Genomic DNA, 13214 nt, shown 5'->3' with positions numbered 1-13214 from the left:
TTCATTATCTACCAAACAGTAACGCCCACGACAGGGAGCGTGGGCTTAGCAAACAGGTATTCAGCGTGAAGGATTTACAAAACTACCGAGGGCAATGCGAAGCCAGGATATTTCAGCGTTATATGGTCCATCAGGTGAGCCATTCGGGAAGTCAGAGAACCAAAGATAATGGGTGGGAGCTTAGCCCGACCTGCATTTTTAACATCACTGGATGTCACAGAGTAGCCTGCTTCGACCAGCCATGCAGCTATCTCTACACTGGTTTGTCGCTTTCTGTCGTCCAGCGTGAGCCCCCATTGATGTTGAGCCAGGGCCCGCAGGAAAAGGCGAACAAGGACGTCATCGCTTCGATTTTGTCCTACTTTCAGTTTCAGAGGGGTAAAAACGTTTCTGCAATAGAGAAAATCACACCAGTCTTCCCAGTCGGCTTCATCTTTCAAAGCATGTGTCTGCCGCCAGTCATCGAAAAGCTGGCGTTGCTTAAGTGCCTGTGACATATCATCCCACGGACGGGAATGCATTAACAAATGCCCTTCATTCATCGTGGGTGTTATCAATTGGCGTTTGAAGTCGAATTCCAGGTTTAACCTGATCTCGGACTCAACAGCGACCAGATCGCTTTCATTCAACCACATATCACGGGTTGAAATGAGTGACCCCCTGCGAAGTTTCTGACCCGGAGCCCTGTTCATATAGAGATCTACCATATAACGGTTATAGCCGTCGCGTGGAATATCAGCAGGGGGTTTCACGCCTGCACGTGCGTGGACGATTGGGAAGCCTTCTGATTCCTTATAGGTCAACTGCCCCCGGGTTTTCATGGCGACCAGTTGTCGGACCTGATGTTTACAGGTCAGCATAGACGAGCCCGGATCCGCAATGTCGCATAACGCCTGAAAACGTGAAGATAGCGGACCAGACATATCGATATTCTCGAGAGAGACATCTGTCAGAAAACCATCTGTAGTCACACTGACCACTATTGCATTCGGCGGAAGTGCATTCATCAACTCGCCCACCACCGCGCGGACAAATCCCGTGACATGTGCAGCAAAAAATGGCTGGGTGACTGACGAAGGCGGCAGAGGGCTGTTCAGCCCACGGGCGGTATCAAATGCAGTCTTTGCGTGAAGACCCTGAGCGAGTTTTCCATACAGTGAATTTCCGATCTCTTTCCAGAATTTTTCCTCCAGAGACCCTTTATCATGGCGATTACGATTTTCGCGTACCTGTTGCACAAAGGGTAAAAACACGGAGCTTGCTGGTTTTGTCGGGGACGAGGCATTATCAGATTTATACTGACGCCATGGGATTATAATACCGTGCTGAATAGTTATTTCCGCACCCAGAGACAGTGCGAGGGCTATTTCCGGGGCGGTCGCCCATGACTCACCCGTCAAGGGAAAAAACAACCCATACTGGTCTGTTCTGACAGGCAGACAGGGGTAACGTACTGTGTCGGGGAATCGAAAACTGACCAGCGCAAATCCCATGGTATGTCCGCAAAATTCCTCAGGATTTTGGCTCGTATAAAGATTGTCATAATCGGGTTGCAAAACATCTAACAGGCCTGTGGTGTATGCGCCTGCCAAATCGTAGTCATACCATTGGCTTTCAGGGGTGATGCCCATCATAAAGCACTCATTTCGACCGCCGTGATAGCAGTTTATGGCGAACGTCTCATAGAGTTCCCTTGCGGGTATACTCTGCGTCGATTTTAACGTTCTGAATCCATGAGTATCCGGATTCCAGCACTGTTGCGATATTGTCCGGGTACCCATACAGACTTCAGGAGACTGGCCGCTTTCCTTAATGGTCTTGAGAAACCGGGAAACAGCCATCGCACCAATCGTGGTGGGGACTCGCTCAATCATCAGACTTTCAGTGCAGAACGATTTCACCTGTAAGGCATAGCGCACGGCAATTTCGGCATCACGAACTGCATAAGCTTCGAAACCGCGTCGATCGCCTTTTAAATACTGGCGCATATCGCTGATTGAATAAGGGGCTGGAATAGTTAGTTTTGGCAGGCCAAGTAATTGGCCACATTCCGCCAGCCCCATCCCACCCGGAGTGATCAACAACGTATCGGTGAACGTCACATTGCTGCAATGGGGCGGGCTGGTCCGTTTATCAAACGTGATGAGGCTATTTTTTTCACGACGATTTTCGACTTCATCAAAATCTATGCCGTAACGGTTTTTAAAACTGCTGACAGTGCTGCGAATTCCTTTCAGCAGTATTTTGTGATCGCTCCAGAAATCGGAAAACGAGGCAACATCAGCCCGCAGGAAATGAGCATACAGCGTAATCGAACCCGGCCATTCGTTAATCTGCTCATTCTTCAATAGCGGCGTCAGGGTTTTCGCGAGAAAGTTTTTCAGCGACAGGCGATCTTTTTTGTGGGCGCTGGCGGGGTACAGGATTCCGGGAACACCCGTTCTATCAGGCAGCACGACATAGCTCTGATAAGACAGAATGTCGTTTTGTTTTGTTGCAGGGTTATAGACGTATTCAGTGTCAAAGCCGATATCAAGATGTAACTGGCTACTGACGTCCAGCCGTTTTTTTGATTTTTGCGGTATTAACGGAAAGTTATCAAGCGTTTTAGCGGTGTGGGCGACAGGTTGCGTCACACCCGCCGCATTCGCGAGCAGTGCATTCATGTCAATCATTGGTGTTTCTCTTATTCAGGTGAGCGGTGCCACTACAGGCACCGTGAATTCAGGAGGGAAATCAGATGAGAGCTGTACGAATCTCAGCAAAAAGTTGCTCTTTGTGTTCATCGTCATTGGTCGCGACGAACGAAACAAACTTATCGCTTACTTTAATAACCACGCCATTCGGGGTCTTTTCTACCATCGGCAGGAGTCGTGAGGAGATAAGGCAATTTGCATGTAACCAACGGAAGCGCATTGCTTCAAATTCGCGACCGCCAAGAGCGGTAGTCAGTTCCTGAAATGCATCATCAAGAGTGTCAGATTTGGCTGATTCGCTGACGAGGGTGCCGCCATAGCGGTTAATCAGCATCAGGATAGCCTGCTCGTCTTTCTGAAACAGGCTGATGCCGTATACGAATCTCAGTCGGGCAATGCAGTGATTACCTTCGTAAATAGCCTCGTCAGACAGACCGCTTTTGAAAATGCTGGCATAGACGGTAAATGCGGCTTTCGCAGCCTCGTCCGAATCAAAATGCTCAATGTGCAGTGCGCGGCTTGCCCGGCCAATAAAGTACAGGCGGTTTTCAACGATACCGATGCCACTGACATCAGAGACAGGGATGATCTTATCGCTTGAGTTCACCAGGTAATCAGTGCTGAGTGTTGTTGAGGTTGTCATAATTTTTTCGCCTTATCAGGAAGTAATGTTATTAACGTGAAATTTGGATGTTCGTGAGTTGCTGCCGTTCCCAGGCCTCCACCTCAGATACTGGAAATCGAATAGCACGGCCCAGCCTGATAAACGGAGGGAGTTTCGCCGGATTTCGGGTGATATCGCTGGCAATCGTGCTGGGTGAAATGCCCCAGCGGAGAGCAAGCTGTTTACTGGTGATGTACATAACGGGGCTCCTCTGAGCAAAAAATAGTTAAGGTTCTGTCAGTCAGTGGTGTGCTCTAACCATACGAGCGGCGCAGTGTGATGACACGGCATAAAACTCACAGCTCATGCCGTCAGATTTTTTATTTAAATGTATCAACCACTTGTGACACTACCGCCTGAGCGTCCGCTGTATTATGAAAGGCATAGCGGCGGGTGGCAGTGAGTGAATGGTGATTCAGTAACCGGGAGGCCATGGCGATATCGCTGGTTGCCTGTAGCACGCGGGTTGCAAACGTCCGGCGAAGGTCGTGCATTCGCAGGTTTGCTATACCGGCATCCCGACAGATACGGGCAAAGGTTTCACGCGGATAGCTCAACTGACGAGTGGCGTCAGTAAGGCGAGGGAAAATCCAGCTCGTACTGAGTGCCAGTTGTTCCTGTCGCTGAATAATGGACACTGCGGGCTTTGCAAGCGGGCAGGTGAATGGGTGCCCTGATTTCGTATCCGGGAGAAGTAACTGCTGTGCATCAGGATGCCAGTAATCCCATTTCAGGGTACAAACTTCGCCAATGCGCATGCCGGTATAAAGTGCGAGCAATATGGCATCAGCAGCGGGCGTATTCAGTGCTTCAGCGGCAGCAATAAATAATGGGATTTCAGTGGCAGAGAGGGTGCGATACCGGACGTTGTTCTCTTTCAGATAACGAACGTGGGTCATCGGAGAATGATTTATCCATTCAGCACGTACAGCCAGAGAGCATATCTTAGAGAGCAGTGCCAGGAGGCGGTTTATGGTTGCCGGACGTAATGTTGAACGCAGGTCAGCCGCGAATTTTTCGATTTCACCGGCAGTAATATCACGCAGGCGACGCTGTCCCCAGAAGGGAAGGATGTAACGATTGAGCTTCGACAGTTCAGACTGAGGGCTTTTCTTATATAGCTGCATATCAGGAAGCCATAAGTCGTTGATAGCCTGTTCAACGGTATAACGGCGGGACTGTATGGCAAGGCGCTTTATGCGACCGAGTAGAGTCATAGTATGCAGGCGGGCATCTTCTACACCGATGAGTGGAAAAGTGCCCAGTGTTTCATAAATACGTTGATTGTTGATGGTCGCCCGAAATGCCAGAGTGATACTTTTTTGATAAACAAGTGCCCGCAGATGGGGGCAGTGAATATCACGGTATTCCTGACAACCTGTCTTCGGATGTGGCAGTTGTTGAAGTGATTTAGTGCTGAAACGCAGATTAATAATGGACATCGTAGTTCTCCTGTGAATGTGTGCCAGGAAAAATACGATGTCAGGTGAGATAATTGCGAGTTGTCGTTTTCACAGTTCATCATTTCAATTTAGAACTGTGTTTTTTTATCTACAGATGGCCTTTCTCTGCGGGCCGTGACGCTATGAGTTCATTTAGTCTGAGCAAGTGATAGTAATCGGGTGACATATTCCTCTTTGCTGAGACGACCTACATCGTTAATCTTTGAAGGTAGTCCAAGCGCTGTCGATTTTAAGTCCAATAATCCTTTAATAGTTGGGCCATTTTTTTTAACAGCGAGGCTCTTTCCTTCAAGAAAAAGGATGATTTCTTTGGCTGTGGGTTTCCATTCTGGGAAGATAAGCAGTGCAATGTAAATATAGGTTTTGTATAAGATCTGGTTTATGTTTTTTTGGATCCCTGTCAGGTTTTCTTTGTTTCGGGGAATGGTTTCATTAAAAACGAACTTATCAGGGCTGGTTAAAGTGGCTGTATAGCCCTTTTCATTAATAACAGGTCGCATAACCTCACAGGGTATCATTGCAAGAGTAATCAATTGAATCATGTTAGGGTGGTTGAGATAGTTATTTTTGATAAGTCCATCATTTTTCATTAGGTCTATTGTTTTAAATAGGAAAGTGAAATAAAACTCATCACAAAATCGTGCAAAGAAAAGGAGGGCAGTATCCCTGGGGGCCAGGTTTGAAACTTTCGGGAGAGAATTCATGAAATCTGACGAGGTGATATATTTAGTGATATTTTCACATGTATCCTTGAGGGTGCTGTTATGGCTGAGCACTGAAGCCTTTCCATCACAATGGACGAGTTCACTATTTTGATATGTTTTTTCATCCACAAGAGTATTGAGGGTGGTTAGAAATGTGGAAAACGGATATGTCGAGTCTTTTGATGCCTTATCCAGCAATATCTCCAGAAATACATCAATTTCCTTTAGTGTTTTATCTGGTATTTTATTTTGTTTAATCGATGTACGACCGTAGATATTAATAGCCAGCACTTCGAATTCCTTACATTGTAGTGCGCACCATTTCTCAAGATAATCGGTATTCTGAAAAAAATTAATCTGATTGGACATTGATGCGGATATTGCGAATATCTCGATAGATGCTAATGAGGGACGCATCTTACGGATGCCATCCGGTTGTTCCTGTGTCATCAGATGTAGTAAATCATCCTCAGTAAAAATTTCGGATAATTTATCAATATCATTTTGATATTTAGCGAGGAGCTGAGCATTTTTAGGATGCCGGTCGGGGTGTTCAAGATAGTCTTCAAACATAATGTGCCTCTGTTATTCAGGTTAGATACCCTTTTACTGATGGATGTGTGCAAGGTGGTGCTGTGATTACAAGAGCATGAGTAGGCTATTTACCCCAACGGCAGTTTTACACCATAGCTCAAATCTTGTCTATCATGCTAATATTATTAGAATTTATTAACTTGTAAACATGAGGGCACCGTAAGTCATCTGTCGGTATCAAGTGGACAATTCCCTTCAAGATACTGCGATTCTGGTGTGTTCAGGGGCGTGTCTTGAGGTATCATTTAACGCAGTTTTTTACGATGCTAAGCCCTGCATCGCCAGCTTTTCTTCATACCAGGATGATTCATGAACGACAAAATCAGTCAGGACACGATCAACAAAGCCCTGTGGGCCGCGTGTGATACGTTCCGTGGCACCATCAGTGCTGATGCCTATAAAGACTTTATCCTTACCATGCTGTTTCTTAAGTACATTTCAGATGTCTGGCAGGATCACTATGACGAATACAAAGAACAGTATGGCGATGCGCCGGAACTAATTGAAGCGATGATGGCTAACGAGCGTTTTGAATTGCCAAAAAATGCCAGCTTTTATGCGCTGTACGAACGTCGCCATGAGCCGGGTAACGGTGAGCGTATCGATCAGGCTCTGCATGCAATCGAAGAAGCTAACGGAACCAAACTGAAAGATGCCGGGAAAAGCGTGTTCCAGGATATTTCGTTTAACACCGATCGTCTTGGCGAAGAAAAACAGAAAAACACAATCCTGCGTCAGCTACTGGAAGACTTCGCCGGTGAAGATCTCAACCTGAAGCCGAGTCGTGTCGGTACGCTGGACGTTATCGGTAATGCTTACGAATACCTGATCAAAAACTTTGCCGCCAGCGGTGGGCAGAAAGCCGGGGAGTTCTATACCCCGCCGGAAGTTTCTGACCTGATTGCTGAGTTACTTGATCCTCAACCCGGTGACACCATCAGTGACCCGGCCTGCGGTTCTGGTTCGTTGTTAATGAAGTGCGGACGTAAAATTGTCTCCGGGCATGATAGTCGTAACTATGCCTTGTTCGGTCAGGAGGCGATTGGGTCTACATGGTCGTTGGCGAAAATGAACATGTTCCTTCACGGCGAAGACAACCATAAAATCGAGTGGGGCGATACCATTCGTAATCCGAAGCTGCTCGATAAAAATGGCGACCTGATGCTGTTTGATATCGTGACCGCTAACCCGCCGTTTAGTCTGGACAAGTGGGGCCATGATGAGGCCGAGAACGATAAGTTTGGTCGTTTCCGTCGCGGTGTGCCGCCGAAGACTAAAGGCGATTACGCCTTTATCTCGCATATGATAGAAACCCTTAAACCGGGAACGGGTCGTATGGGGGTAGTGGTACCACACGGCGTACTGTTCCGTGGCTCCAGCGAAGGCAAAATTCGCCAGAAACTGATTGATGAAAACCTACTCGATGCGGTAATTGGCCTGCCTGAAAAACTGTTCTACGGTACGGGTATTCCTGCTGCGATTCTGATTTTCAAAAAACAGAAAGTGGATGACAAGGTGCTGTTTATCGATGCCAGCCGCGAATTTAAGGCAGGTAAAAACCAGAACCAGCTCAGCGAAGAAAATATTGAGAAAATCGTCAAGACCTACCGTGATGGCGATAACGTCGAGAAATACGCCTATCTTGCCAGCCTGAAAGAGATTCAGGACAACGATTACAATCTCAACATCCCTCGCTATGTCGATACCTTTGAAGAAGAAGACGAGGTCGATTTGCTGGCCGTACGCGCCGAACGCGAGCAACTGAAGGCGGAACTGGCGAAGCTGGAAACGGAGATGGCGGGGTATCTGAAGGAGTTGGGTTATGATTCCTAAGGGGTGGTCATCTCAGAAACTCTCATCGGTTGCGTCGATAATCGATTGCAAACACAGGACTCCTGAGTACGTTAAATCGGGAATACCACTTGTCTCACCGGGGACGATAAAATGGGGAGCCTTAGATCTGATTTCACCTGTAAAAAGAGTTACAGAAGAAGAATATCGCTCTCTGATGGATCACTGTGTTGTTGAACAAGGTGATTTGGTTATGAGTCGTAACCAGTCTGTCGGTGTTGTTAGCTATGTGGATTCCAAAAAGCCATTTGTATTAGGGCAAGACACTGTCTTAATTAAACCAATCCATGCAGATTGGCGGTTTATTTACTACACATTACAATCAGATTTAGTCCAGCGACAGATAGCAAAAAGTGCAGGTGGTTCTACCTTTTCTAGAATTAACCTTTCTGATATTAGAGCGTTAAACATAAAAACTCCTGCTATTTATGAACAAGATAAAATATCTCAAATTCTGTTAACCTGGGATAAGGCGATTTCGGTGACGGAAAAGCTGCTCGCCAACAGTCAGCAGCAGAAAAAAGCCCTGATGCAGCAATTGCTTACCGGGAAGAAACGTTTAATGCGTGATAATGGGGGGAGATTTACTAAAAAATGGGAAGAAACTACTCTGGGAGATATTGCCAAAATTACAACCGGTAATTCTAATAGGCAGGATTCCACTTTGGATGGAAAATATACTTTCTTCGATCGTTCTGAGGATATTAGAACAAGCAGCATTTATCTATTTGACTCTGAAGCAATTATAGTTCCAGGTGAGGGGCAGAGGTTTGTACCAAAATACTTCATTGGTAAATTCGATCTTCATCAACGAACCTACGCCATAATGGATTTTGATGGTTATTCGGGGAAGTTCCTGTTCTATATGATCGATTATCTTAAGGCTTACTTTCTTAGTCAAGCAGTAGGGTCAACGGTAAAATCCTTAAGGTTACCAATGTTTCAAAAAATGGTTTTTGAAGCGCCAGAGATTGAAGAACAACAAAAAATCGCCTCCGTCCTGTCCGCTGCCGATGCTGAAATCTCCATCCTGGAGAAAAAACTCGCCTGCCTCAAAGACGAGAAAAAAGCGCTGATGCAGCAGTTACTGACCGGAAAACGGCGTGTCAAAGTAGACGCTGAAGAAGCCGTGAGCGCTTAACGCTAAGAACAAGGAAAGCTAATGAACCAGACGTACACGCCAAAATTCCAGGAAGAATACAGCGCCAAAATCCCGGCGCTGACGCTACTGTCCAGCCTAGGTTGGACGTTTATACCCCCGAAACAGATTATGGATTACCGGGGCTATAAACAGGATGAAGTAATACTGCGTCCGGTTCTGCGTGAGGTGTTGTCGAAGCGTTCCTTTATGGCGAGTGGCAAAACCTGCCAGTTATCGGAAAAAGCACTGGATAACCTGATATCACAAGTCTGTTCACCGGCGCTGAATGAAGGACTGCTGAAAGCGAATGAGCGGATGTATAACCATCTGCTCTACGGTATCGCGGTTACCGAGTTTGTCGATGGAAAAAAGGTGAACTCCACGATTGCGCTGATTGACTGGGAGCACCCGGGAAATAACCAGTTCCATTTTACTGAAGAGTTTACGGTATTGCGGTCAGGCGGCGTCGAAACCCGCAGACCGGATATTGTCTGTTTTGTGAATGGTATCCCGCTGGCCGTCATTGAAGCGAAAAGCCCGGCGGGTCACGGCAAGAAAGGGCCAACCATTGACGAAGGGATATCCCAGAGTATCCGCAATCAGCTCAACGACGAAATCCCGCAGCTGTTTGCTTACAGCCAGATATTACTGTCGATTAACGGGCATGACGGGCGCTACGGTACCTGTCATACACCAATGAAATTCTGGGCGGCATGGCGCGAAGAAGATATTACTTACGCGCAGATGTATGCGCTGCGCAACCATAAGTTATCGACTGAACAAATTCATGCGTTGTTTGATCATCGTCCTTCAGCCGATCTCGACTGGTACCAACAGTTAATAGCTGCTGGTGAACTGGCCGTCAGCGGGCAGGATAAGCTGCTCATCAGCCTGCTTTCACCGGAACGTCTGCTGGAGATGACCCGCTTTTTCACCCTGTTTGATAAAAAGACCGGGAAAATTGTCGCCCGCTATCAGCAGGTGTTCGGGATTAAAAGGCTGTTGGAACGCATAAGCACCCGCAGACCGGACGGGGGCAGAGAAGGTGGTGTGATCTGGCATACCACGGGGTCCGGTAAATCGTACACCATGGTGTTCCTCAGTAAGGCGCTGATTCTTCATGACAGCCTGAAGCAGTGTCGCATTGTGGTGGTGACGGACCGTGTCGATCTTGAAGGGCAGCTCAGCGGCACTTTCGCTTCTGGTGGCGAACTGGCCGGAAAGGATGATAAGGCCAAAGCAATGGCGACCTCTGGCCAGAAACTGGCACAGCAGATTGGCTCTGGTAAAGAACGCATTATCTTCACCCTTATCCAGAAATTTAACTCAGCGACAAAATTGCCTGAATGCGTCAATACCAGCCCCGACATCATCGTTCTGATTGATGAAGGACACCGTAGCCAGGGGGGTGAGAACCATGTTCGTATGAAACTGGCTCTGCCGAACGCCGCCTTTGTTGCGTTTACCGGTACGCCATTGCTGAAAGAAGATAAGACCACCAATAAATTCGGGCCGATTGTCCACGCTTATACCATGCAGCGGGCGGTAGAAGATCAGGCCGTGACGCCTCTGCTCTATGAGGAACGTATTCCTGATCTTGAGGTAAACGACCGGGCAATAGATGCCTGGTTTGACCGTATTACCGATGGATTAAGCGAAGCGCAAAGAGCCGACCTTAAGCGTAAATATGCCCGAAAGGGTGAGGTTTACAGTGCAGATGACCGCATCCGGCTGATCGCACTCGATATCGCCACACACTTCTCGAAGAATATTGATGAGGGGCTGAAAGGCCAGCTTGCCTGCGACAGCAAGATTTCCGCCATCAAATATAAAAAGTATCTTGATGAAGCCGGGTTGTTTGAGTCAGCAGTAGTTATCAGCCCGCCGGATACCCGGGAAGGGAATACCGAAGTGGATGAAAGCAAACTGCCGGAAGTGACGAAATGGTGGAAGGATAATGTCGGCACGCAGGATGAGTCTGTGTATACCCGTAATGTCATCAGTCGTTTCGATACCGATGAGAAGCTCAAATTGCTGATAGTCGTTGATAAACTGCTCACCGGGTTTGATGAGCCGAAGAATACCGTGCTGTATATCGACAAGCCGCTTAAGTCCCACAACCTTATCCAGGCGATTGCGCGGGTGAACCGACTGAATCCACTAAAAAAGTTCGGTCTGCTGATTGATTATCGCGGTATTCTGGCTGAGCTGGACACGACTATCGGCAAATATCAGGACCTCGCCTCCCGAACTCAGGGCGGATACGATATCAAAGATATTGACGGGCTGTACAGCGCCATGAGCTCTGAATACAAGCGTCTACCGCATCTGTATAACCAGCTGTGGGCCATATTTGCCGGTGTTAAAAACAAAAATGATACTGAGCAGTTACGTGCGGTACTGGTGCCTAAAATGGAAGAACGTGACGGAGAGATGGTCGATATCCATCAGAAAACCCGTGATGATTTCTTCGAGGCGTTAACGGCCTTTGCCGGATGCCTGAAAGTGGCACTGCAGTCCGCTACCTTCTTCACCGACAAGAGCTTTACGGAACAAGACCGAAATCTCTATAAAGAAACCGTAAAACAGATGTCCAGCCTGCGCCAGTGGGCGATGCAGGTCAGTGGAGAGCAGGTCAATTATGACGACTACGCTGAGCAGGTGAAAAAACTACTGGATAAGCATGTCACCGGCGTTGAGGTTCGTGAACCGGATGGCGTGTATGAAGTCGGTAAAATGGGCAAGAGCGAAAAGCCCGAAGAGTGGGATAACAATAAGACCCGCAATGAAACCGACATCATTAAAACCCGTGTGACGAAGATGATTGAGCAGGAGCTGAGTGATGACCCGTACGCTCAGGAGGCATTTTCCAAACTCCTGCGCATGGCTATCGAAGAAGCAGAAAAACTGTTCGACCATCCACTGAAACAATACCTCTTATTCCGTGAATTTGAAGAACAGGTTGAAGCCCGTAAGCTCAGCGATATCCCGGATGCACTGGCGGTAAACAAGCATGCTCAGGCGTATTACGGTGTATTTAAAAAAGAGCTACCTGAGGTTTTTGCGGTAAACGACGTTCAGGTGCAGGATAAGTGGACGAAGCTGGCTTTTGAAGTGGACAACATTATCGTCAAAGCGGTGGCAGAAAACTCCCTGAACCCCCAGGACATTGAGAAAGTCGTTAAGACAAGTCTGCTACCACTGCTGTTTACGGCCTGCCGGGAAATTGGTGCCGGAATGAATCAGGTTAACCGTATTGTGGAAACCATCATCCAGATACTGCGCGTTGGTTTGATGAAATCATGAGTGAAAAAGAATCGCCATCAATGAAAGCGTTACGCATTGTCTATGGTGATGAGGTCATCGTCGTACAGTGTGTTTCGCGTCAGGTCGTTAAGGGCAGGGTGCTCATCAAGGTGCATCCGGACTGCCGGGTTATTGTCTCTGTACCTCCAGAAACACCGGAGCACGAGCTGTTGTCTGCGCTGAAAAAAAGAAGTCGCTGGATATACCAGCAACTGCGTGATTTCAGGGAGCAACAGACACACATTGTTCCGCGTCAGTATGTCAGCGGAGAAAGCCATTATTATCTCGGTAAGCAATATCAGTTGAAAGTGACAGAAGACGCTACTGTACCGCAACGAGTGAAAATGTTGCGTGGGCGTCTGGAAGTGACTGTCAGACACAAATCGGCAGAAAAGGTAAAAGCGTTGCTGGCCGAATGGTATCGGGAACGTGCCAGAGATGTTTTTCAACGCAGGCTTGATTTATTGATACCCCAGACCCTTTGGGTCAGTGAGCGTCCGCCGATACGTCTGCGGGCGATGCAAACGCAATGGGGTAACTGTTCTGCAAAAGGCTGTCTGACCCTGAATCCATGGCTGGTGAAAGCGTCCTCAGAATGCATCGATTATGTCTTGCTGCATGAGCTATGCCATGTGGCTGAGCACAACCACAGCGAGGAGTTTTACCGCTTGATGGGGCAGGTTATGCCGGGGTGGGAAAAGGTCAAGAAACGGCTCGACGGAATGGCGGGGATGTTGTTGGCTGATATGTAGTAAGAGCCCAGCTAAATTAAAATATTACAGAACTATATAAGAA

The 13214-nt window shown here is 47.6% G+C and carries 9 protein-coding genes; 4 read left to right on the top strand and 5 right to left on the bottom strand.

Annotated elements, in window-relative coordinates; translation table 11 throughout:
• Window positions 1-74: 74 nt before the first annotated feature.
• The 5 genes from SPG90_RS09450 to SPG90_RS09430 all read right to left on the bottom strand — a co-directional run bounded on the left by SPG90_RS09450 (window position 75) and on the right by SPG90_RS09430 (window position 6100).
• The gene (locus SPG90_RS09450; protein ID WP_416208400.1) at window positions 75-2675 is read right to left on the bottom strand and encodes a hypothetical protein; all 2601 of its coding nucleotides are present in this window, start codon (window positions 2673-2675) and stop codon (window positions 75-77) included.
• 61 nt (window positions 2676-2736) lie between these two features.
• Window positions 2737-3339, bottom strand: coding sequence for a hypothetical protein (locus SPG90_RS09445; protein ID WP_322408098.1), 603 nt, complete (start codon window positions 3337-3339; stop codon window positions 2737-2739).
• Window positions 3340-3370: 31 nt separating this feature from the next.
• Window positions 3371-3559 carry a helix-turn-helix transcriptional regulator gene (locus SPG90_RS09440; RefSeq protein WP_048206749.1) on the bottom strand — a complete coding sequence of 63 codons (189 nt, stop codon included), beginning with the start codon at window positions 3557-3559 and terminating at the stop codon, window positions 3371-3373.
• A gap of 121 nt (window positions 3560-3680) precedes the next feature.
• On the bottom strand, window positions 3681-4802 hold the full coding sequence (locus tag SPG90_RS09435) for a site-specific integrase (protein WP_322408097.1): 1122 nt from the start codon (window positions 4800-4802) through the stop codon (window positions 3681-3683).
• A 149-nt stretch (window positions 4803-4951) separates the two neighbouring features.
• The gene (locus tag SPG90_RS09430) at window positions 4952-6100 is read right to left on the bottom strand and encodes a hypothetical protein (RefSeq protein WP_322408096.1); all 1149 of its coding nucleotides are present in this window, start codon (window positions 6098-6100) and stop codon (window positions 4952-4954) included.
• 330 nt (window positions 6101-6430) lie between these two features.
• Here SPG90_RS09430 and SPG90_RS09425 point away from each other — a divergent pair, with 330 nt between their 5' ends.
• Genes SPG90_RS09425 through SPG90_RS09410 form a run of 4 tightly spaced genes read left to right on the top strand, consistent with a single transcriptional unit; the run spans window position 6431 to window position 13171 of the window.
• The gene (locus SPG90_RS09425; RefSeq protein WP_322408095.1) at window positions 6431-7954 is read left to right on the top strand and encodes a type I restriction-modification system subunit M; all 1524 of its coding nucleotides are present in this window, start codon (window positions 6431-6433) and stop codon (window positions 7952-7954) included.
• On the top strand, window positions 7944-9113 hold the full coding sequence (locus SPG90_RS09420) for a restriction endonuclease subunit S (RefSeq protein ID WP_322408094.1): 1170 nt from the start codon (window positions 7944-7946) through the stop codon (window positions 9111-9113). Before SPG90_RS09425 ends, SPG90_RS09420 begins: the two co-directional genes overlap by 11 nt.
• Window positions 9114-9134: 21 nt before the next feature.
• Entirely contained in the window at window positions 9135-12419 is a 3285-nt protein-coding gene (locus tag SPG90_RS09415) for a type I restriction endonuclease subunit R (protein ID WP_322408093.1), read from the top strand.
• Window positions 12416-13171 (top strand): M48 family metallopeptidase, encoded by a 756-nt coding sequence (locus SPG90_RS09410; RefSeq protein WP_262797814.1) that lies wholly within the window; start codon window positions 12416-12418, stop codon window positions 13169-13171. Before SPG90_RS09415 ends, SPG90_RS09410 begins: the two co-directional genes overlap by 4 nt.
• Window positions 13172-13214: the final 43 nt, after the last annotated feature.

Source organism: Enterobacter sp. D2, from assembly GCF_034427575.1.
In the GTDB taxonomy this organism is placed as follows: domain Bacteria; phylum Pseudomonadota; class Gammaproteobacteria; order Enterobacterales; family Enterobacteriaceae; genus Enterobacter; species Enterobacter cloacae_M.
This window is presented reverse-complemented; position numbering and strand designations above follow the sequence as displayed.

What these genes read in the sequence shown, in the direction of transcription:
- SPG90_RS09410 (WP_262797814.1), top strand. Translation starts at nt 12,416, where the DNA reads ATGAGTGAAAAAGAATCGCCATCAATGAAAGCGTTACGCATTGTCTAT.
- SPG90_RS09440 (WP_048206749.1), bottom strand. Translation starts at nt 3,559, where the DNA reads ATGTACATCACCAGTAAACAGCTTGCTCTCCGCTGGGGCATTTCACCC.
- SPG90_RS09420 (WP_322408094.1), top strand. Translation starts at nt 7,944, where the DNA reads ATGATTCCTAAGGGGTGGTCATCTCAGAAACTCTCATCGGTTGCGTCG.
- SPG90_RS09450 (WP_416208400.1), bottom strand. Translation starts at nt 2,675, where the DNA reads ATGATTGACATGAATGCACTGCTCGCGAATGCGGCGGGTGTGACGCAA.
- SPG90_RS09425 (WP_322408095.1), top strand. Translation starts at nt 6,431, where the DNA reads ATGAACGACAAAATCAGTCAGGACACGATCAACAAAGCCCTGTGGGCC.
- SPG90_RS09435 (WP_322408097.1), bottom strand. Translation starts at nt 4,802, where the DNA reads ATGTCCATTATTAATCTGCGTTTCAGCACTAAATCACTTCAACAACTG.
- SPG90_RS09430 (WP_322408096.1), bottom strand. Translation starts at nt 6,100, where the DNA reads ATGTTTGAAGACTATCTTGAACACCCCGACCGGCATCCTAAAAATGCT.
- SPG90_RS09415 (WP_322408093.1), top strand. Translation starts at nt 9,135, where the DNA reads ATGAACCAGACGTACACGCCAAAATTCCAGGAAGAATACAGCGCCAAA.
- SPG90_RS09445 (WP_322408098.1), bottom strand. Translation starts at nt 3,339, where the DNA reads ATGACAACCTCAACAACACTCAGCACTGATTACCTGGTGAACTCAAGC.